Origin of the sequence: Phenylobacterium sp. (assembly GCF_030681155.1) — a bacterium.
In the GTDB taxonomy this organism is placed as follows: domain Bacteria; phylum Pseudomonadota; class Alphaproteobacteria; order Caulobacterales; family Caulobacteraceae; genus Phenylobacterium.
In genome coordinates this window covers 1-19,224 of sequence record NZ_JAUXXE010000007.1, presented here as the reverse complement: position 1 = coordinate 19,224, position 19,224 = coordinate 1, and the positions used below count along the sequence as shown (strand labels likewise).

Here is a 19,224-nt window from a genome sequence, read left to right as displayed (position 1 = left end):
CGCTTCCGGTCAGGCTTCCGGGCCGGCCTTCATGCAGATGACCTGGGCGACCCGCAGGTCGCGGCGCAGGGTATCGGCCACGCGGCCATAGTTGTCGGTGGTGATCGGTTCGCCGACCGCGAAGCTCGACGGATGCTCGTTGGTGGAGGCCAGGGCCGCCAGCACGGTCTCCGGCGCGGTGGTGTAGATGCGGCCGCGGCGGGGCGACTCTGCGACTGTCACGCCGATCACCCGACCGGCGCTGTCGAGGGCGGGCGCGCCGGAGAGTCCGGCCAGCGAGCCCTTCAGGCTGTCGGTGCGGCCGGTCTCGGCCCAGACGAGCACAGACTCGGTGCGAGCCCCGCGGCCACGGACCTCCAGGTTTTCACGTCCGAGCAGACGCGAAGTGGCCTCGCCGGCCTCGCCTTGCGGGAAGCCGGGGTGGAAGGCGCGGTCGCCCTTGCGGAGCGGTCGGTCGAGCGCCAGCGGCAGGGGCGGCGCCCCGCCATCAGTCGTCAGGATCGCCGCCTCGCCGCGCGGATCGATATGGACCTTGGCCTCGACGCCGCGACCGTCAGCGACCACGATCGCCGCCTGAGTGCAGCCGTCGACCACATGCCGGGCGGTGATCCAGACACCAGAGTCGGCGACGGAAAATGCGGTGCCGATCCCCGGCTCCGCCTGGCCGGGCACATCGACAACCACCTGAGGATCGAAAGGCGAGGCAGGCCCCAGCGGCATACCTTCGCCGCCGGCCACTGGCGGCGGCGGCGGCGGGGCGTCGGCGCGTTCCTGGCGACCCACAGCGGCGATCAGCAGGGCAAGCACCACCGCCAGATAGACCAGCCAGTCAGGCAGCCGGGGGAAATGCATCTCAGCGCACGCTCAACTGCCGACGGCGGCCGCGATGATCAGGGCCGAGGCGAGCTTGGCGCCGACCAGCAGGGCGGCGGCGGCGATCTCGCCATCCTGGATGCGTTGCGGCAAGCCGTGCAGCAGAAGATCGACCAGCCGGAAGATCAGCAGTTGGAGCGCCACGGTCGCCGCGCCCCACAGGCCGATCTCGATGATCGAGGTCGAACGCGCCAGGGAGGTGGCCAGCGGAATGGCCAGACCCAGCAGAACCCCGCCCAGCGACAGGGCGGCGGCCGAATTGCCCTCGCGGATCAGGCTGATCTCGCGATGCGGGGTCATCAGGACGTAGATGGTCGCACCGATGAGCAGCATCAGCACGGTGATGCCGATGTGCAGCAGGGTGATCGGGAAACCCGTGGCGAAGGCCTGGATTTCCGGGGATTGAAGCTGTGGCGGCATGTGACCCGTCAGCGAAATCTAGAAACTGGGCTGAATGGTTAGCACGGACGGACCGTGGCTTTGCAATGGCTAGGCTTCAGGCGGCCGGCTCTTCGACCGCCAGCTTACGTCGCGCGCTGGCCCGCAGCTTTTCGCTCTCGGACTTGAGCTGACCACAGGCGGCCAGGATGTCGCGACCGCGCGGCGTGCGGATCGGCGAGGCGTAGCCGGCGCGGTTGAGGATCGCGGCGAAGCTCTCGATCGCGCCCCAGTCGGAGCACTCGTAGTCTGTCCCCGGCCACGGGTTGAACGGGATCAGGTTGATCTTGGCCGGAATGCCCTTGAGCAGGTTGAGCAGCGCGCGGGCCTCGGCCGGGCTGTCATTGACGCCCTTCAGCATCACATACTCGAAGGTCACGCGGCGCGCGTTCGACAGGCCCGGATAGGCGCGGATGCCGGCCATCAGCTTGGCGATGTCGTACTTCTTGTTCAGCGGCACCAGTACGTCCCGCAGCTCGTCATTGGTGGCGTGCAGCGAGATGGCCAGCATGGCCTGGGTGCGTTCGCCCAGAGCCGTGAGCTCCGGAACCACGCCCGAGGTGGAGACGGTGATGCGGCGGCGCGAGATCGCGATGCCTTCGCCATCGGAAATGATGTCGATGGCGTCGGCGACGTTGTCGAGATTGTAGAGCGGCTCGCCCATGCCCATGAAGACGATGTTGGAGAGCCGGCGGTCTTCCTTCGGCGAGGGCCACTCCGCCAGGTCGTCGCGGGCCACCTGGACCTGGGCGACGATCTCGGCCGCCGTCAGGTTGCGGACCAGCGCCTGGGTGCCGGTGTGGCAGAAGGTGCAGTTCAGGGTGCAGCCGACCTGGCTGGACACGCACAACGCGCCCGAGCGGCCGACATCGGGAATATAGACGGTCTCGACCTCGATGCCCGGCGCCATCCGGATCAGCCACTTGCGGGTGCCGTCCTTGGACACCTGCCGCTCCACGATCTCCGGCCGGTTCAGGCTGAACGCTTCTTCCAGCAGGGCCCGGGTTTCCTTGGCGACGTCGGTCATCGCGGCGAAGTCGGTGACGCCATAGTGGTGGATCCAGCGCCAGAGCTGGGTGGCGCGCATCTTGGCCTTGTCGGGCCGAACCACCTCGGCGGCCACCAACGCCTCGACCAGCCCCTTGCGGGTCAGGCCCGAGAGGTTCGGCTTAACGACGGTCGGCGCGGAGGGGCCGCGCGAAAGATCAAGGGTGACGCCCAAGGGAAACTCGCTGTCTGGAAGGCGAGGAATATAGGCGATCGGAGCCTTTATTCCAAATGGGCGCTCCCCAACCTCGTCATCCTCCGGTCAGCCGCAGGCCGCCGCGCCAACTCAAACAAATGTTCGAACCGCCTCTTTCGCCGGTCCGGCCCCTGCGCTAGCGTCCGCGCCAATCATTTTCAGACGCGGGAGACGGACATGAGAGCGGTGCTCAGCAAGGTGACGGGCGGCCCCGAGACCCTGGTGGTCGAGGACATTCCGAGCCCTGAGGCCAAGCCCGGCCATGCGGTGATTTCGGTCAAGGCGGTCGGGGTGAACTTCCCCGACGTGCTGATGATCGAGGACAAGTACCAGTCCAAGCCCCCTCGCCCGTTCTCGCCCGGCGGCGAGCTGTCCGGTGTGGTCAAGGCCATCGGCGAAGGCGTCACCAATGTGAAGGTCGGCGACCGCATTCTGGCCAACACCGGCTCGGGCGGCATGGCTGAGGAAGTCCTGCTGCCGGCCAACCGCCTGTGGCACATCCCCGATGCGATGCCCCACGACATCGCCGCGGCCTTCATCCTGACCTACGGCACCAGCTGGCACGCCCTGAAGGATCGGGCTCACCTGAAGGCCGGCGAAACCCTGCTGGTGCTCGGCGCGGCCGGTGGCGTCGGCCTGGCGGCCGTCGAACTCGGCAAGGCCATGGGCGCGCGCGTCATCGCCGCCTGCTCCAGCCAGGAGAAGGTCGACCTGGCCATCAAGCACGGCGCCGACGCCGGCGTGGTCTATGGCCGCGGCCCGTTCGACCGTGACGGCCAGAAGGCGCTGGGCGCGCTCTTCAAGGAAGCCGGCGGGGCCGAAGGCTTCAACGTGATCTACGACGCCATCGGAGGCGACTATGCCGAACCGGCCCTGCGTTCCATCGCCTGGGAAGGCCGCTATCTGGTGGTCGGCTTCGCGGCCGGCGACATTCCGAAGATCCCGCTGAACCTCGCCCTGCTCAAGGGCTGCGACATTGTCGGCGTGTTCTGGGGCACCTGGGCCGCGCGCAATCCCGAGCTGTTCTCGGCAAGCATCGACGAACTGCTCGAGCTCTACGCCCAGGGCAAGGTGAAGCCGCACGTCTCCGAGCGCTTCCCGCTTGAACGCGGCGCCGACGCCATCGCCCACCTCGGCAGCCGCCAGGCCATGGGCAAGGTCGTCGTCACTATCGACTAACTAAGACGCATCTCCCCTTGCTCAGCGGGGGGAGATGCCGTCTCGACGCCAGCGCCAAGCCGCTCTAGTTATCACCGATCACATAAAAATAGGTCGGGAGCGAAACATGGTGGGGCGTCTGGACGGCAAGGTGGCGATGATCACCGGCGCGGCTTCGGGAATTGGTCTGGGCACGGTCGAACTGTTTGTCGCCGAGGGGGCCCAGGTGGTCGCCGCCGACATTCAGGACGAAAAGGGCGCAATGCTGGAGAAGCGTTTCCCCGGCAAGGTCGTCTACGCCCACTGCGACGTCACCAAGGAAGCCGATATCGAAGCGGCGGTGAAGAAGGCCAAGACCGAGTTCGGAGGCCTCGACATCCTGTTCAACAACGCCGGCATCTCCGACCGGATGAGCTCCATCACCGAGATCACCGCCGAGGGCTGGAGCTGGATCTTCGACATCCTGGTCCGGGGTCCGGCGCTGGGCATGAAGCACGCCGCGCCGCTGATGCTGGAGCGTGGCGGCGGATCGATCATCAACACCGCATCCATCGCCGGCCTGCAGGCCGGATTTGGCCCTATCGCCTATTCGACCGCCAAGGCCGGCGTGATCCATATGAGCCGCGTGGCCGCCGCCCAGCTCTCGCCGCAGAAGATCCGCGTCAACGCCATCTGCCCGGGCCTGATCGCCACCTCGATCTTCGGCGCCTCCATCGGCCTGCCGCTCGAAGTCGCCGACCAGATGGCCGCCCGCGTCGCGGAGAACGCCTCCAAAGCCCAGCCGGTGCCAAAGGCCGGCCTGCCCGACGACATCGCCCAGGCGGCGCTGTATCTGGCCTCGGACGCCGCGGCCTTTGTCTCCGGGACCCACCTGGTGGTCGACGGCGGGATCACCGTTGGCGGACGCCACGCCTGGGATACGACGAGTGTCTCGCCCTTCGCCACGATCCTCGGCGACATGATCCCCGGTCAGTCTTGAACCCCGAGCGCCGCGGGCCCGTCCAATGAGCACCGACGAAAAGCCCGCGGCGCTGAAGCTCGACCGCAATCTGCACGGCGCATTATGGATGGTCGCCTCGGCGGTCGGCTTCACGGCCATGACCACCCTGATCAAGTATCTGGGTGACGACTATCCGGCCTCGCTGCAGACCTTCTATCGCCAGCTCGCCGGCTTCGTGATCCTGTTGCCGTTCATCATGAAGCGGCGGGGCGCGGCCTTTGCGACGACACGCCCGGGCATCCTGATCTTCCGGTCCGCGGCCGGGACGCTGGGGATGATCCTGTCGTTCTACGCCTTCCAGAAGATGCCGCTGGCCGACGCCAATGCGCTGTCCTTCACGCGAACGCTCTGGCTGGTGCCGCTGGCGGCCCTGGTGCTGCACGAGACGGTCGGTCCCTTGCGCATCGGCGCGGCGATCGTCGGCTTCATCGGCGTGTTGATCATGCTGCTGCCGGGCATGAACGGCCAGTTCGCCATCGGCTGGCCGGCCCTTGCCATGCTGGCCTCGTCCTTCCTGTTCGCCCTGACGATCACCGGCATGAAGGTGATGACCCGCGACCACTCGCCTATGGTGCTGCTGGTCTGGTCAGCCGCTCTGGGGCTGGTCATGGGCATCCCCGGCGCCTTCTTCACCTGGCGCTGGCCCGAGCCTTTCGACCTGCTGCTGCTGGTCCTGATGGGCGTGCTGGGGACGGTCACCCAGGGCTGCTACATCAAGGGCATGTCGATTGGAGACGCCGCGGCCATGGCGCCCATCGACTACATCCGGCTGGTGTTCACCGTGATCGTCGGCCTGACCCTTTTCAACGAAATCCCCAGCGTCTGGATCGTCGCCGGCGCAGGCATCGTCGTGGTCTCGACCCTGTTCATCACCTGGCGCGAGATGCAAGCCAGCAAGGCCGCAGCCGCCGATACGGCCTAGTCGGCGTCGCGGGCCAACTGATCCAACAGCTTCCTTGCCTCGGCCTTATGGCGCGGTTTCAGGTTCTTGCCGACGATTGCCAGCAGGGCCGCAATGACGGCGGCGTCGTCGGTGAAGCCGACCACGGCGAGGAAATCGGGCACAGCGTCGGTGGGCAGGACGAAATAGGCGAGGCCCGCCATCATCATCGCCTTGGCGCCCGCCGGCGTCGCCGGATCGCGCGCGCAAAACCAGATCGAAAGCGCGTCGCCGGCGAAGGGGATCTTGGTCGCCACCCGGCGGATTTTCGGCCAGAATCCGCGCGTCACACGTTGCTCGTTCACACGCGCCACGGCGGGCACGAGCGCGCGTGACGGGTTGAGCGGATCCTTGGCGTCGAAAGCCGCGCCGTTGACGTGGGGTGACGCTTTTGAGTTAGCGCTCATCAAGCTAAAGCCTCAGATAACGAGACCCTACTAGACGTGAACGGGAGCCAAGCGTCCATGAAACTCGATTCCTCCATTGCGGCGGTCGTCACCGGCGGCGCCTCGGGCCTCGGCGAAGCCACTGTGCGCCAACTGGCCGCCCAGGGCGTCAAGGTCGCCATCTTCGACATGAACGAAGCCAAGGGCGAAGCCGTCGCTAAAGAAGTGGGCGGCGTCTTCTGCAAGGTCAATGTGACGTCTGAAGAAGATGTCGACGCCGGCTTCGCCAAGGCCCGCGCCGCCCACGGTCAGGAACGTATCCTGGTCAACTGCGCCGGCACCGGCAACGCCATCAAGACCGCTGGCCGCGACAAGCAGACCGGCGAGACCAAGCACTTCCCGCTCGACGCCTTCAACACCATCATCCAGATCAACCTGGTCGGCACCTTCCGCTGCATCGCCAAGTCGGCGAAGGGCATGCTGGACCTGGCTCCGCTGGAAGACGGCGAACGCGGCGCGATCGTCAACACCGCCTCGGTCGCGGCCGAAGACGGCCAGATGGGCCAGGCGGCCTACTCGGCGTCCAAGGGCGGCGTTGTAGGCATGACCCTGCCGATCGCTCGAGATCTGGCCAGCGAGGGCATCCGGGTGAACACCATCCTGCCCGGGATCTTCAATACCCCGCTGATGAACGGCGCCCCGCCGCAGGTGAAGGAAGCCCTCGCCGCCTCGGTGCCGTTCCCCAAGCGCCTCGGCAACGCCGAAGACTATGCTCAGCTCGCCCTGACGATGATCACCAATGGCTACTTCAACGGCGAAGACGTTCGCCTCGACGGCGCCATTCGGATGGCTCCGCGCTAAGCTCTTGGCTGGGCCTGCCGGCGACGGCGGGCCCAGTGAATTTTCCGTGGCGCTTTACGTCGTGGCCTTTTGGGGGTTCCGTATCTTTGGAACTTCTTGGGGGGCGTCGACAGCGCCATGATGGGACGATTGGCGCAGCGGTTCGCGACGGCGATTAAACGCCCGACGCTGGCCTACGCCGCCTCCCTTTGCGCCGTTGCAGCCGCCGCCGCGCTCCGCGCCGCCATCGGCCTGATGATGGCCGATCCTCCCGACTACATGATCTTCTATCCAGCCATATTGTTCGCCACGCTGATCGCAGGCGCGCGCGGCGGTCTGCTGGCGACGATCGCCAGTGCGCTCACGGTCTGGGCCTTGTGGCTTGAAGACCCCCAATACGCCTCGCTCGCGACCTTCGTCGCCACGGCGACGGCGACCGTGTTCATCGCACGGGCGATTCGCATCGCCGTGCTTCGGGGCGTCGCCGCCGAAGAGCGGTTTCGCGTCTTCCAGGAGCAGTCCCTGGACGGCTTCGTAATCGTCGAGCCGATCTATGAGGGCGATACGATCATCGACTTCACCTGGGCCTATTCAAACAATGCCGCCGATCGCTTGACGCCCGCCGGCGTAAAGACCCTCAAAGGCGCCCGCATCCTCGAAATCTTCCCCGGGGAGAACGGCCGCGCCATCGTCCAGCGGCTGGTGCGCGCCTTCGAAAGCGGCGGTCCAGACGATATCGAGGCGCGGCGCCTGCTCGACGGCCAGGAACGCTTCGTCCGATCCAGCGCCATGAGGGTCACCGGCGGCTTGGCCGTGACGTTCCAGGATGTCACCGCCCAGCGGCAATCGGAGAACGCCCTCCGCGCCGGAGAGGCCCGCATCCGCGCCCTGCTCGACAGCCTGCCCCAACTGATCTGGTCGACCCGCCCCGATGGCGCCTGCGATTATCTCAGCCCGCAATGGGAGGCGTTCACCGGTGTTCCGGCCAAGCATCACTTTGGAGAGGGCTGGCTCGACGCCATCCACCCCGAGGATCGCGACGGGGTGCAGCAGGCCTGGACCCAGGCCGCCAAGGGCGGCCTGCCCTATGATATCGAATATCGCCTGCGCCGCCATGACGGGGTCTGGCGGTGGGTCAATGGACGCGCCACCGCCATCCACAACGAGGTTGGCGGCGTCCATCGCTGGTTCGGCACCTCGAGCGACATCACCGAGATCGTCGAGGCCCGGAGCGACCTGGAGCTACGCGTGGCCGAACGTACGCGCGAGCTCGAAGAGAGCCTCCTCGAGCGCGCCCGGACCGAAGCCGCCCTCGCCCAGGCTCAACGCCTGGAAACTGTGGGGCGGCTGACTGGCGGCGTGGCCCATGACTTCAACAACCTGCTGACCGTGGTGATCGGCGGTCTCGACATGATCCTGAAGCGTCCCGACGACACCGCCCGAGTCACGCGCCTGGCCGAGGCGGCGCTGGCCGCAGGACGGCGAGGCGAGCGGCTCACCCGCCAACTGCTGGCCTTCTCGCGCCGGCAAGAGCTGAAGCTGGAGGTGGTCGATGTCACCGCCCTGATCCAGCAGATCGAGCCGCTGATGCGCCGCGCGGTGGGCGAGGCCGTCAACCTCACCATTCGTCACGAAGGTCCCGTCGGTTGCGGCCGGCTGGATCCGGCCCAGTTTGAGGCCGCGCTGCTCAATCTTGTAGTCAACGCCACCGACGCAGTGCCTGACGCGGGAGGTGACGTTGAGATCTCCATCGAGCGGCGCACCGTGGAGCAAGGCGAGATCGCGCAACTGGCCGGGGACTACGTTCTGGTGGCGGTGTCCGACAACGGCGGCGGCATGGCCCCCGACACCCTTGAGCGCGCGTTCGAACCCTTCTTCACGACGAAGGACGTCGGCAAGGGGACTGGGCTCGGCCTTGCCCAGGTCTACGGCTTCGTAAACCAGGTGGGCGGCGCAGTGACGATCGACTCGTCGATTGGCTTCGGCACCACGGTCTCGCTCTACCTCCCGGCGGCCGACACCGAAATGGAGGTCCCAGCCCCTGACCGTTTCCACACCGACGACAGCCCCTGGGCCGCGGGCTTGAAGGTGTTGCTGGTCGAGGATGATGCGGCGGTCCGGACAGTCACCGAGGGCCTGCTTTCTGACCTGGGCTGCCAGGTCGAGGGGGTGTCCGATGGCCCCAGCGCGCTAACCCGCATCCAAGCCGGCGACCGCTTCGACCTGCTGATCTCCGACATCGTCATGCCCGGCGGCATGAGCGGCGTCGATCTGGCCAGGGCCGCTCAGGCCCGCGCACCGGACCTGCCGATCGTCCTGACCACAGGCTACGGAGGCGAGCGGCTGGGGGATGGGGCCGCGACGCTGGCTTGGCCCCTGCTCCGCAAACCGTTCCGGGCCGAGCAATTGACCCTCGCGCTGCAGAAGGCGCTAAGCCGAAGCCGCGAAATCGCCTGAGCGACCTATGCCGCCTGATCCACCCCGTCCTTGCGCAGGGTCCGCACGGTCAAGGCTCCCGGCGGCGAGGAGCGTAGCAGCTCGCCTTCCGGACGCGACAAGGCCAGCCAGTCCATGCCGGCCTCCAACCCCAGCGTCACGACTTGGCGATCATGATACGGCGCGACGTCAGGCCCGGGCGCCGTCGTGAGCATCGTGAAGCAGCCATCCCTGACCACGCCGGCGATCCAGAACCAATCCTCCCCCGCCATTGTGAAGAGATGGCGATCCTTCAACTTCACCTTGGGCGACTGAGGCGCGGTGTATTCGAAGAACCCATCGGCCAGGATCAGCACCCGGTCGCTGCGGGAGAAGTTTCGGCCCTCGGAGCGGAAATTGAACACCGGCGCCCCGCGCGGACCGGGCCAGGCCCAGGTCGCGGTCGAACCGCTGAGGGCCCCATCCACCAGCCGCACGATGACCGCGCTATCACGGATCTTGATCGAGGGCTGGGCGTCAAGATTGGGGATCAGCCCGTCATGCCACTTGAACAGTGGCAGCGAGCGCCGGTCGAACTCCTCGATCGCGGCGGTCAGCAATTTGTGACGCTGAAACTCATTGCACATGATCGCCAGCCTAGCGGTTCGGCGGCGGCCTGCAACGCGCGACAGACTGAGCCGTTAAGCGCCCATGACATCACGTTCGCACCGCGTGCTCGACGCCGCTGGCCGGCTCTTCACTCGCCCGGCCGCCCTGCTGGCCATGGTTGGGTTCGTCGTCGCCTGGATGGTGTTCGAGCGCGAGACGCTCGACTGGCACGCCGCGGCCACCCTGATCACCGTGGTCATGGCCGTGGTCATCGAGCGCAACGCCCGGCGCGATACGATGGCGCTACAGGCCAAGCTGGATGAACTGATCCTCGCGACCGAGGGCGCGCGCAACGAGATGACCGCCATCGAGGAGGAATCGACGGAGGACATCGAGGCGGCTCGCAAGGGGCAATGAAAAGGGCGGCCGCATCGCTGCGGCCGCCCTCTCAGATCACCTAGATGGTGCGGAAGCTTAGGCTTCCTCGGTCTCGGCCGAAGCCTTGCCCGACAGGTCTTCGCCAGTTTCCTGGTCAACGACCTTCATCGAAAGGCGGGTCTTGCCGCGATCGTCGAAGCCCAGGAGCTTGACCTTCACGGTCTGGCCCTCGGTCAGGACGTCGGAGACCTTGGCGACGCGCTCGTTGGAGATTTGCGAGACGTGGACCAGGCCGTCCTTGGCGCCGAAGAAGTTCACGAAAGCGCCGAAGTCGACGATCTTCACGACCTTGCCGGTGTAGATGGCGTTCAGTTCCGGTTCCGAAGCGATCGACTTGATCCACTCCTTCGCGGCATCGATCTTCGACTGATCGGAGGCCGAAACCTTGATCGTGCCGTCGTCTTCGATGTCGACCTTGGCGCCGGTCTTTTCCACGATTTCGCGGATGACCTTGCCGCCCGAACCGATCACTTCACGGATCTTGTCGACCGGGACCTTCATGGTCTCGATCTTCGGGGCGAACTCGCCGAGTTCCTGACGCGGCGCTTCCATGGCCTTGGCCATTTCGCCGAGGATGTGCTTGCGGCCGTCCTTAGCCTGGGCGAGCGCCTGCTTCATGATCTCTTCGGTGATACCGGCGATCTTGATGTCCATCTGCAGCGACGTGATGCCGTCTTCGGTGCCCGCGACCTTGAAGTCCATGTCGCCCAGATGATCTTCGTCACCCAGGATGTCGGACAGAACCGCGAAGCCGTCGGATTCCAGGATCAGACCCATGGCGATGCCGGAGACCGGCTTCTTCAGGGGAACGCCGGCGTCCATAAGAGCCAGCGAAGAACCGCAGACCGAGGCCATCGAGGACGAGCCGTTGGACTCGAAGATCTCGGAGACCAGGCGGATCGTATAGGGGAATTCTTCCTGCTTCGGCAGCATCGGACGGATCGCCCGCCACGCCAGCTTGCCGTGGCCGACTTCGCGACGGCCCGGCGCGCCCATGCGGCCCGTTTCCCCGACCGAGAAGGGGGGGAAGTTATAGTGCAGCATGAACTTCTCGTAGTACTTGCCTTCGAGAGCGTCGATCAGCTGTTCGTCGTCGCCGGTGCCCAGGGTGGCCACGACCAGGGCCTGGGTTTCGCCGCGCGTGAACAGGGCCGAACCGTGGGCGCGGGGCAGGACGCCCACTTCCGAGACGATCTGGCGAACCTTGTCGACGGTGCGGCCGTCGATGCGGATGCCGGTGTCCAGGATGTTGCGACGAACGACGTCGGCTTCCAGTTCCTTGAACACGCCGCCCAGCTTGGCGGCGTCGATGCCGGCCGGGTTCGTGTCGGATTTGGCGAACTTCTCGGTCGCCTTCGCCTTGGCGGCCGAGACGGCGTCGTGACGCTGGCCCTTGGCGACGATCTTGTAGGCCGAGGCCAGATCCTTGCCGATCAGCTTCTTCACTTCGGCCTTGATGGCGTCGGTGTCGTCCGGGGTGAACTCGAAGGGCTCCTTGGCGGAGTGCTCGGCCAGTTCGATGATCGCGTCGATCACCGGCCGGATGCCGGCGTGAGCGAACATGACGCCCTTCAGGACCTCATCTTCGCTGAGCTCCTGGATTTCCGACTCCACCATCATCACCGCGTCGTTGGTCGAGGCGACGACGAGGTCCATCGAGGACTCCTTCATCTCATCCAACGTCGGGTTCAGGACGTATTCGCCATTGACCAAGCCAACGCGCGCGGCGCCGATCGGGCCCATGAACGGGGCGCCGGAGATCACCAGGGCGGCGGAGGCCGCCACCAGGGCCACGATGTCCGGATCGTTTTCCAGGTCGTGGGCCAGCACGGTGCAGACCACTTGGACTTCGTTCTTGAAGCCCTTGACGAACAGCGGGCGGATCGGACGGTCGATCAGGCGCGAGGTCAGGGTTTCTTTTTGCGAGGGCGCGCCCTCACGACGGGGGAAGGAGCCGGGGATCTTACCCGCGGCGTAGAACTTCTCCTGGTAGTTCACGGTCAGGGGGAAGAAGTCCTGGCCCGGCTTCGCGCTCTTGGCGAAGACGGCGGTGGCGAGAACCATGGTCTCGCCGTAGGTGGCCAGGACAGCGCCGTCAGCCTGACGGGCCATGCGGCCGGTTTCGAGGGTCAGCGTCTTGCCGCCCCACTCGATGGTCTTGCGTTTAATTTCGAACATTTTGCTTCTTTCTATCCCGCGGGCGTATTCCCAACGGGGGCGGACAGGGCGTCGGACTTCCGAAATCCTCTCCAGACAAACAGGCGGGGGGTGAGGATTTCTTTGGAACCCTCGGCGTGTAGCGAGCGGCCCGACATGGGTCGCCCGGATCGCCGCTTGGCCGCTCCGGCCTGTTACGGAGCGAGCGGCGCTGTAGTGTAGGCCTGATACGCAAAGCCCCCGGTTTCCCGGGGGCTGACCTTTCGGTCCTAGCGGCGCAGACCCAGCTTTTCGATCAGAGCCTGATAACGGCCCTCATCGGACTTCTTCAGGTGATCGAGCAACGAACGACGCGCGGAGACCAGCTTCAGCAGGCCACGACGCGAGTGGTTGTCTTTCTTGTGGGTCTTGAAGTGCTCGGTGAGGTTAGTGATCCGCTCAGAATAGATCGCCACCTGCACTTCAGCGCTTCCGGTGTCGCCGGCCGAACGGCCGTGGGTCTTGATGAGCTCAGCTTTGCGCTCGAGAGTAATCGACATCGGTCAGTCTCCGCTCTTTTCCAGATGAAAGACCCGTGAAGGCTCGAGCTTGCCCGCACGCATCTCGCAGAGCGCCACCACGATCCCGTCCACCATGGCTGAAACGGTTCGAGTCCCGGGGGTTAGCCGGGCCTTTAGCGCTTCCACCTGTCGGGGAACGAGAACGATCGGCCGTCCCTGCTTCAACTTGAAGGCATCTTCGGTGGTCACGGCCAACTCCGGGATGTCGTCCAGGGCGGTCTCGACCGGAAGCAGCGCCTCCAAGCAGCGGGCCTTATCGCCCAATTCCTCAAGTAATTCCAGCGTTATCGCCTTCGCCTCGTCGAACGGCCCGACCCGGGTCCGCCGCAAAGCACTGACATGTCCACAGGCGCCGAGCCGTTCGGCCAGGTCGCGGACGATGGCGCGGACATAGGTGCCCTTGCCGCATTCGACCTCGATCTCGACATGATCGGCGTCCGGGGCCGACACCACACGCGCGGCATGAATGGTCACCGCGCGGGGTTTGAGCTCAACCGTCTCGCCGGCGCGGGCCAGATCGTAGGCGCGCTCGCCATCGACCTTGATGGCCGAGAATATCGGCGGGATCTGTTGAATCTCGCCGACGAACTCCGGCAGCACCGCCTCGACCTCGGCGACGCTAGGTCGCACGTCGGAGGTCGCCGTCGTCACGCCTTCGCGGTCGAAGCTGGCTGTGGTGCGGCCCCACTCGATGGTGAAGCGATAGGCCTTGTCGGCGTCCACCAGGAACGAGACCGTCTTGGTCCCCTCGCCCAGCGCGATCGGCAGGATGCCCGTGGCCAGCGGATCCAGCGTGCCGGCATGGCCGGCCTTCTGGGCGTTGAACAATCGGCGCACACGGCTGACCGCATGGGTGGATCCAAGATCGTAGGGCTTGTCGAGACAGACCCAGCCCGAGATCGCGTCGCCCTTCCGGCGCCGCGCCATTAGTCCTCGTCCTTCCAGGAGTCGGACGGAGTGTCCGGCGTCAGGTCCTGTCGCACCTTGGGATTGTCGAACAGGGCGCCGATCCGCGTCGCCTCGTTGAAGCTCTCGTCGTGCATGAACTTCAGTTCCGGCGTGAACTTCATGTCGATTGACCGGCCTAGCCGGCCGCGCAGGAACTTGGTGTGCAGAGTCAGGGCCTTGACCACGGCCTCGGCGTTTTTTCCGCCCAGGGGCTCGATGAAGCACATGGCGTGGCGCAGGTCGGGGCTCATCCGGACCTCGGTGATCGTCACCGAGACGCCGGCCAGGGCCTCGTCGGTGAAGTCTTCCTCACGGAGGATCTCGACCAGGGCGTGGCGCATCAGTTCGCCTGCGCGAAGCTGGCGTTGCGATGGGCCCGTTGGGGCCTTCTTGGCCTTGGGGGGAGTACGTTTCATGGACTTGGCCTTCATAGGACCTGGCCCGCGGCTCGGACGCGGCAGCTCAGGAGAAGCGCGGGCTTCTAGGCGCGTGACCTGGAAAAGTCCACCCCGCTCAGGCCCCCGTCCGCTCACGGAAGAAGGCCAGAACCCGTTGCTCGGCGGCCTTGGTGGGGCCGTCCTCCTTGAGGTGCAGGGTCAGCACCGAGTGGGGCTTCATCGGCGCCGGCGCGGCGTCGGCATCCTCCAGTTCGATCGCCTCGAACCGTTCGCCGAACTCGCGCCGATAGGTCTCGAAGCGGGCGTCCGGGACGAAGTCGTCGCTCTTGAACCGCAGGCCGATCATCGACAGGTCCTCGTCCGCGAACCGCTGGCGGACACAGGCGATCTCCTTGGCCGATACACCGATGCCGGCGGCGCGCTTTTGGTTCTTGCCGACGAGCGGCAAGGAAGGTTGGGAAAGAACCGGAGCCACAACGGACGGTTCGGTCATCATGGCCAGGGCGAACCCGCCGGTGAAGCACATGCCCACAGCGCCGACGCCATGGCCGCCGCAATCGGCGTGGGCTTGGCGAGCCAGGGCCTTCAGCCAGTCAACGATGGGGCTCGATTTGTCGCTGGCCCAGACATTGAACTCCCGGCGGATACAGATGCCGGCGATCATCTCGCGGAGGGCGTAGCCTGTGGACACCGGACGGCCGGGCTCGCCGAAAAGGCTTGGGCAATAGGCGGTCATGCCGCTGGCCGCCACGCGATCGGCGAACCGGACGACCAGCGGGTGCAGGCCGGGCATCTCGTGGATGACGATGACGGCGGGACCCGAGCCACGCTTGAACACCTTCCGAGTCCGGCCGCCATGGCTGAACGCGGCTTCGTCATACTCAGAAAGTGCAGCTTCGTAGCCCATCGCTCCCTCCCCGGAAGTCGTAGGGATGGAGCTTAGGCCGATCAGCGCTTTGTGCGCAGCATGGAAAGATCACCGTCGAAGCCCGACAGCCGCCAGGTGCCGCCGCTCTCGGTGAAGACCAGCAGGCAGGGGCCGTCCTTCTTGCGCGTGGCGCAGACCTGGCCCTCGCCGATCGCCTTCAACTGGCCGCCGATGATCAGCGGGCCAGGAATGGGGCTGGCCGGGTCATAGCCATAGTACTGCGCTACCGAGCGGAAGACGCGCGGCTGAACCAGAGCCTCGCCGGCGATGTCGGCCAGCGCCGGGGCGAGGATCGCCGACAGCGCCGCCAAGCCGTCGTTCGAGCTGGCCTTGGTCGTCTCGGCCATCAGCCGGCTTTCGATCTGGCGCTTCAGGGCCGGGCGATCGACATGGGCGTCGAACGTCGCCTGGTCGTTGTCGCGGATCGAGATCAACAAGGCGTGGACGTCGTTGGCGGCGTCGTAGCGCTGCGCCGTGGCGCAGGCCGACAGGGTCAGGGCGGCCAGGGCCAGGATCAGGTATCTCATCGGGCAGGCTGTTCCGTGTAGCGAAGCATGTCTGTGTCGTATCCCAGGCTCTTGGCGCGCGCGATCAGTTCAACGCGCCGTTCGGCCGAGGGCCGGGGCTCGCGGGTCAGGATCCAGAGATAGCGCCCAGAGCCCTCGCCCACGATCGACCAGTCGTAGTCGTCGCCGTGATCGAGCACCCAGTAGTTGGTCATGAGAGCGGGGCCGAAAAACGACACCTTAAGTTTGGCGCCCTTGGGATCGCCAGCCGGCTTGGCCTTGCCGTTCGACACCTTCAGCGGGCCGTCCACGGTGGCCTCGCGGCAACTGTTCTTGACCGCGATCACACCATCCGGCTGCGGCGTGTACTCGGCCGTCACCCCCTCGCATCCCTCTTCGAAGCGGTTCTCGTAGCGGGCGAACTCGTACCAGAGGCCCTTATAACGTTGCAGATCCACGCTCTTGGCCGGGGCAGGGACCGCCGAATTGCCTCGAGGACCCGCGGCGCAGGCCGCCAGGCTCATAACGAAAAGTGCAACGATCAGGACACGCATGGACCACCTCCGACTAAGCTCCAGACCCAAATGACCGAGCCTCGATTTGGCTCCGAAAAAGAAAAAGCCCCCCGGTCTCCCGGAGGGCTGTTTCGATCTGGAGAGTAGCGAGCCTTAGAGGCTGCGCTTGACCTCTTCGAGGCTGAAGCACTCGATGACGTCGCCTTCCTTGATGTCCTGGAAGCCTTCGAAGAACATCCCGCACTCCTGGCCGGCGGTGACTTCGACCACCTCGTCCTTGAAGCGCTTGAGGGTCTTGAGGGTGCCCAGTTCCAACACCACGATATCGTCGCGGATGATCCGGACGCGAGCGCCGCGGCGAACCACGCCGTCGGTGACCCGGCAACCGGCGACCCGGCCGACCTTGGTGATGTCGAACACCTGCAGGACGCGCGCGTTACCCAGGAAGGTTTCGCGTTGTTCCGGCGCCAGCATGCCCGAGAGCACGCCTTTGATGTCGTCGATCAGGTCGTAGATGATCGCGTAGTAGCGGATTTCCACGCCTTCGCGTTCAGCCAGAGCTTGAGCCTGCTTCGAGGCGCGGACGTTGAAGCCGAGGATCGGGGAACCCGCGCCCTTGGCCAGCATGACGTCGCTCTCGCTGATCGCACCGGCGCCTTGGAGGATGATCCGGGCGCGCACCTCGTCGGTGCCCAGCGCAGCCAGCGAACCCACGATGGCTTCGGCGGAACCCTGGACGTCGGCCTTGATGATGACCGGCAGCTCCGAGATCTTCTTGTCCTGAAGCTTGGCCATGAAGTCGGCCATGGTGACGCCCGCCGAGACCGGCGAACCGGCCTTCTCGCGCTTCACACGGGTCCGATACTCGGTCAGTTCACGGGCGCGAGCTTCGTTTTCCACGACGGCGAAGGGCTCACCCGGGCTGGGCGTACCGTCCAGGCCGAGGATTTCCACCGGCACCGAGGGGCCAGCGGAGTCGAGCTGTTCGTCGCGCTCGTTGAGCAGGGCGCGCACGCGGCCGAAGTTGGAGCCGGCCACGACGATGTCGCCACGCTTCAGCGTACCGCGCTTGACCAGAACGGTCGAAACCGCGCCGCGTCCGCGATCGAGCTTGGCCTCGATGACCGTACCGTCCGCGATGCGGTCCGGGTTGGCCTTCAGGTCCATGACTTCGGCTTGCAGCAGGATGCCTTCGATCAGGTCGTCCAGGCCAAGCTTCTGAAGGGCCGAGACTTCGATCGCTTGGGTTTCGCCACCCAGGCTCTCGACGACGATCTCGTGCTGCAGCAGCTCGTTGATCACCTTCTGCGGATTGGCGCCCGGCTTATCGATCTTGTTGATCGCCACGATGATCGGAGCGCCCGACGCCTTGGCGTGATGGATCGCTTCGATCGTCTGCGGCATGACGCCGTCGTCGGCGGCCACCACCAGGATGACGATATCGGTCACGTCAGCGCCGCGAGCCCGCATGGCCGAGAAGGCCGCGTGGCCAGGGGTGTCGAGGAAGGTGACCGATTGGCCACTTTCCAGACGCACCTGATAGGCGCCGATGTGCTGGGTGATCCCGCCGCGCTCGCCACCGGCGACATCGGCCGAACGCAGGGCGTCCAGCAGCGAGGTCTTGCCGTGGTCGACGTGGCCCATGACCGCCACGACCGGCGGACGCGGGAGCAGGTGATCGTCGACATCCTCTTCGCCGATGAACCCTTCCTCGACGTCGGATTCCGAAACCCGGCGCACGGTGTGGCCAAATTCGGTCGCCACCAGTTCGGCGGTGTCGTTGTCGATGACGTCGTTGACCTTGAGCATCACGCCCTGACGCATCAGGAACTTGATGATCTCAACGCCGCGGGTCGCCATCCGGTTGGCCAGTTCGGCCACGGTGATGACGTCCGGAATGACGACTTCGCGAGCCGCACGGGCCGCTTCCTGGCCGCCGCCCTTGCGCTTTTCACGTTCACGTTCACGCGCCCGGCGGACCGAGGCGAGCGAGCGCATCCGTTCGACGGCGCCCTCATCATCACCGGCCACAGCTTGGATGGTCAGGCGGCCTTCGCGACGCTGGGCCGCACCCTTGACGCGGCTGATCGCCTTGTTGGGGGCGCTAGCGGCGGTCTTGCGGCGCGTATCCTCTTCATCGTCGGGACGACGACCGGTCTCACCGCCAGGGCGGGGAGCCGAACGGGTTGCGCGCTGGACTTCAGGCGTCGCAGGCGGAGCGTTCGGCGCGCCGCCGCGCGGCGGGCGGGGCCCACCGGGACGATCACCGGGACGGCCCGGCGCCGGACGCGGCGCGAGCGCCGAATAACGAACAGGTTCGCCGCTGGGGCGCGGACGATCGCCGCCGCCCTGAGGACGATCACCCTGCGGCCGGTCGCCGTGCGGACGGTCGGTGCGCGGACCGCGATCACCACCCAGCGGGCGGTCGTTTTCACGCGCCGGCGGCCGTTGCTGGCCGCCACCGTCGGCGCGCGGAGCGCGCTGACCGAAGTTGGCGTTCTCGAAACGGCCGGGCGCGCGCTCGGGACGATAGGTCGTCGTCGAGGCGCGATCGTCGCGGCGTTCGCGAGAGGGTTCGTAGGTGCGGGTCTGGCCGGATGAAGGCCGCGGGCCTTCGGTCCGCGGCGCTTGATGCGTCGAGGCCTGAGGAGCTTGCGGAGCCTGGGGCGCAGCAGCCTGCGGCGCGGCCGGGGCCGAAACCACTGGGGCGGCCGGAGCGACCGGCGTCACCGGGGCGACAGGCGCGGGCGTAGGTTCAGGGGCGGCGGCCTGCGGCGCGCTGGGCGCTTCAGGAGCCGGGGTCGGCGCGGCGGCCGGGGCCTCAGCGGACTTCGCTGCAGCAGCAGCGGCGGCGGCCGCTGCAGCTGCGGCG

At 66.3% G+C, this 19,224-nt stretch carries 19 protein-coding genes; 6 read left to right on the top strand and 13 right to left on the bottom strand.

The window, feature by feature from the left end:
• Positions 1-9: 9 nt before the first annotated feature.
• The 3 genes from Q8M13_RS01495 to rlmN form a co-directional block, all read right to left on the bottom strand.
• Complete coding sequence (locus Q8M13_RS01495) at positions 10-852, bottom strand: serine protease (RefSeq protein WP_305297850.1); 843 nt, start codon at positions 850-852, stop codon at positions 10-12.
• A gap of 12 nt (positions 853-864) precedes the next feature.
• Positions 865-1,293, bottom strand: coding sequence for a DUF350 domain-containing protein (locus Q8M13_RS01490; protein WP_305297849.1), 429 nt, complete (start codon positions 1,291-1,293; stop codon positions 865-867).
• 76 nt (positions 1,294-1,369) lie between these two features.
• Complete coding sequence (gene rlmN / locus Q8M13_RS01485) at positions 1,370-2,533, bottom strand: 23S rRNA (adenine(2503)-C(2))-methyltransferase RlmN (RefSeq protein ID WP_305297848.1); 1,164 nt, start codon at positions 2,531-2,533, stop codon at positions 1,370-1,372.
• 198 nt (positions 2,534-2,731) lie between these two features.
• Between rlmN and Q8M13_RS01480 the strand changes: the two genes are divergently transcribed.
• From Q8M13_RS01480 to Q8M13_RS01470, 3 genes are all read left to right on the top strand, one after another.
• A complete protein-coding gene (locus Q8M13_RS01480) occupies positions 2,732-3,733 on the top strand; it encodes an NADPH:quinone oxidoreductase family protein (protein ID WP_305297847.1) in 1,002 nt (333 codons plus the stop codon).
• 106 nt (positions 3,734-3,839) lie between these two features.
• Positions 3,840-4,691 (top strand): SDR family NAD(P)-dependent oxidoreductase, encoded by an 852-nt coding sequence (locus tag Q8M13_RS01475; protein ID WP_305297846.1) that lies wholly within the window; start codon positions 3,840-3,842, stop codon positions 4,689-4,691.
• Between the two features lie 52 nt (positions 4,692-4,743).
• Positions 4,744-5,634 carry a DMT family transporter gene (locus Q8M13_RS01470; RefSeq protein ID WP_305297922.1) on the top strand — a complete coding sequence of 297 codons (891 nt, stop codon included), beginning with the start codon at positions 4,744-4,746 and terminating at the stop codon, positions 5,632-5,634.
• Here Q8M13_RS01470 and Q8M13_RS01465 read toward each other — a convergent pair.
• Positions 5,631-6,059 carry a YkvA family protein gene (locus Q8M13_RS01465; RefSeq protein ID WP_305297845.1) on the bottom strand — a complete coding sequence of 143 codons (429 nt, stop codon included), beginning with the start codon at positions 6,057-6,059 and terminating at the stop codon, positions 5,631-5,633. The genes Q8M13_RS01470 and Q8M13_RS01465 overlap by 4 nt on opposite strands.
• A gap of 57 nt (positions 6,060-6,116) precedes the next feature.
• Here Q8M13_RS01465 and Q8M13_RS01460 point away from each other — a divergent pair, with 57 nt between their 5' ends.
• Positions 6,117-6,899, top strand: a complete 783-nt coding sequence (locus Q8M13_RS01460; RefSeq protein WP_305297844.1) for an SDR family NAD(P)-dependent oxidoreductase — start codon at positions 6,117-6,119, stop codon at positions 6,897-6,899.
• Positions 6,900-7,016: 117 nt separating this feature from the next.
• The gene (locus tag Q8M13_RS01455; protein ID WP_305297843.1) at positions 7,017-9,335 is read left to right on the top strand and encodes a hybrid sensor histidine kinase/response regulator; all 2,319 of its coding nucleotides are present in this window, start codon (positions 7,017-7,019) and stop codon (positions 9,333-9,335) included.
• 5 nt (positions 9,336-9,340) lie between these two features.
• On the opposite strand, the gene Q8M13_RS01450 is transcribed toward Q8M13_RS01455, so the two are convergent.
• A complete protein-coding gene (locus Q8M13_RS01450; RefSeq protein ID WP_305297842.1) occupies positions 9,341-9,940 on the bottom strand; it encodes an SOS response-associated peptidase family protein in 600 nt (199 codons plus the stop codon).
• Positions 9,941-10,004: 64 nt separating this feature from the next.
• Between Q8M13_RS01450 and Q8M13_RS01445 the strand changes: the two genes are divergently transcribed.
• Entirely contained in the window at positions 10,005-10,319 is a 315-nt protein-coding gene (locus Q8M13_RS01445) for a low affinity iron permease family protein (protein ID WP_305297841.1), read from the top strand.
• Positions 10,320-10,376: 57 nt separating this feature from the next.
• Here Q8M13_RS01445 and pnp read toward each other — a convergent pair whose 3' ends face one another.
• From pnp to infB, 8 genes are all read right to left on the bottom strand, one after another.
• Positions 10,377-12,518, bottom strand: coding sequence for a polyribonucleotide nucleotidyltransferase (gene pnp / locus Q8M13_RS01440; RefSeq protein WP_305297840.1), 2,142 nt, complete (start codon positions 12,516-12,518; stop codon positions 10,377-10,379).
• A gap of 248 nt (positions 12,519-12,766) precedes the next feature.
• A complete protein-coding gene (gene rpsO / locus Q8M13_RS01435; protein WP_305297839.1) occupies positions 12,767-13,036 on the bottom strand; it encodes a 30S ribosomal protein S15 in 270 nt (89 codons plus the stop codon).
• A gap of 3 nt (positions 13,037-13,039) precedes the next feature.
• Positions 13,040-13,984: a tRNA pseudouridine(55) synthase TruB gene (truB, locus tag Q8M13_RS01430; protein ID WP_305297838.1), complete on the bottom strand. Its 945-nt coding sequence runs from the start codon at positions 13,982-13,984 to the stop codon at positions 13,040-13,042.
• Entirely contained in the window at positions 13,984-14,421 is a 438-nt protein-coding gene (gene rbfA / locus Q8M13_RS01425) for a 30S ribosome-binding factor RbfA (RefSeq protein ID WP_305297837.1), read from the bottom strand. The genes truB and rbfA overlap by 1 nt, the downstream gene beginning before the upstream one ends.
• A gap of 97 nt (positions 14,422-14,518) precedes the next feature.
• Positions 14,519-15,310 (bottom strand): dienelactone hydrolase family protein, encoded by a 792-nt coding sequence (locus tag Q8M13_RS01420; RefSeq protein WP_305297836.1) that lies wholly within the window; start codon positions 15,308-15,310, stop codon positions 14,519-14,521.
• Positions 15,311-15,351: 41 nt separating this feature from the next.
• Positions 15,352-15,858 (bottom strand): DUF2939 domain-containing protein, encoded by a 507-nt coding sequence (locus tag Q8M13_RS01415; RefSeq protein ID WP_305297835.1) that lies wholly within the window; start codon positions 15,856-15,858, stop codon positions 15,352-15,354.
• On the bottom strand, positions 15,855-16,391 hold the full coding sequence (locus Q8M13_RS01410; RefSeq protein WP_305297834.1) for a lipocalin family protein: 537 nt from the start codon (positions 16,389-16,391) through the stop codon (positions 15,855-15,857). The genes Q8M13_RS01415 and Q8M13_RS01410 overlap by 4 nt, the downstream gene beginning before the upstream one ends.
• A gap of 114 nt (positions 16,392-16,505) precedes the next feature.
• Positions 16,506-19,224: translation initiation factor IF-2 (infB, locus tag Q8M13_RS01405; protein ID WP_305297833.1), on the bottom strand; the 2,719-nt coding region annotated here is incomplete at its 5' end.

What these genes read in the sequence shown, in the direction of transcription:
- Q8M13_RS01445 (WP_305297841.1), top strand. Translation starts at nt 10,005, where the DNA reads ATGACATCACGTTCGCACCGCGTGCTCGACGCCGCTGGCCGGCTCTTC.
- Q8M13_RS01420 (WP_305297836.1), bottom strand. Translation starts at nt 15,310, where the DNA reads ATGGGCTACGAAGCTGCACTTTCTGAGTATGACGAAGCCGCGTTCAGC.
- Q8M13_RS01415 (WP_305297835.1), bottom strand. Translation starts at nt 15,858, where the DNA reads ATGAGATACCTGATCCTGGCCCTGGCCGCCCTGACCCTGTCGGCCTGC.
- Q8M13_RS01490 (WP_305297849.1), bottom strand. Translation starts at nt 1,293, where the DNA reads ATGCCGCCACAGCTTCAATCCCCGGAAATCCAGGCCTTCGCCACGGGT.
- Q8M13_RS01455 (WP_305297843.1), top strand. Translation starts at nt 7,017, where the DNA reads ATGATGGGACGATTGGCGCAGCGGTTCGCGACGGCGATTAAACGCCCG.
- rpsO (WP_305297839.1), bottom strand. Translation starts at nt 13,036, where the DNA reads ATGTCGATTACTCTCGAGCGCAAAGCTGAGCTCATCAAGACCCACGGC.
- truB (WP_305297838.1), bottom strand. Translation starts at nt 13,984, where the DNA reads ATGGCGCGGCGCCGGAAGGGCGACGCGATCTCGGGCTGGGTCTGTCTC.
- Q8M13_RS01480 (WP_305297847.1), top strand. Translation starts at nt 2,732, where the DNA reads ATGAGAGCGGTGCTCAGCAAGGTGACGGGCGGCCCCGAGACCCTGGTG.
- Q8M13_RS01475 (WP_305297846.1), top strand. Translation starts at nt 3,840, where the DNA reads ATGGTGGGGCGTCTGGACGGCAAGGTGGCGATGATCACCGGCGCGGCT.
- Q8M13_RS01450 (WP_305297842.1), bottom strand. Translation starts at nt 9,940, where the DNA reads ATGTGCAATGAGTTTCAGCGTCACAAATTGCTGACCGCCGCGATCGAG.
- Q8M13_RS01460 (WP_305297844.1), top strand. Translation starts at nt 6,117, where the DNA reads ATGAAACTCGATTCCTCCATTGCGGCGGTCGTCACCGGCGGCGCCTCG.
- rbfA (WP_305297837.1), bottom strand. Translation starts at nt 14,421, where the DNA reads ATGAAACGTACTCCCCCCAAGGCCAAGAAGGCCCCAACGGGCCCATCG.
- pnp (WP_305297840.1), bottom strand. Translation starts at nt 12,518, where the DNA reads ATGTTCGAAATTAAACGCAAGACCATCGAGTGGGGCGGCAAGACGCTG.
- Q8M13_RS01410 (WP_305297834.1), bottom strand. Translation starts at nt 16,391, where the DNA reads ATGCGTGTCCTGATCGTTGCACTTTTCGTTATGAGCCTGGCGGCCTGC.
- Q8M13_RS01465 (WP_305297845.1), bottom strand. Translation starts at nt 6,059, where the DNA reads ATGAGCGCTAACTCAAAAGCGTCACCCCACGTCAACGGCGCGGCTTTC.
- Q8M13_RS01495 (WP_305297850.1), bottom strand. Translation starts at nt 852, where the DNA reads ATGCATTTCCCCCGGCTGCCTGACTGGCTGGTCTATCTGGCGGTGGTG.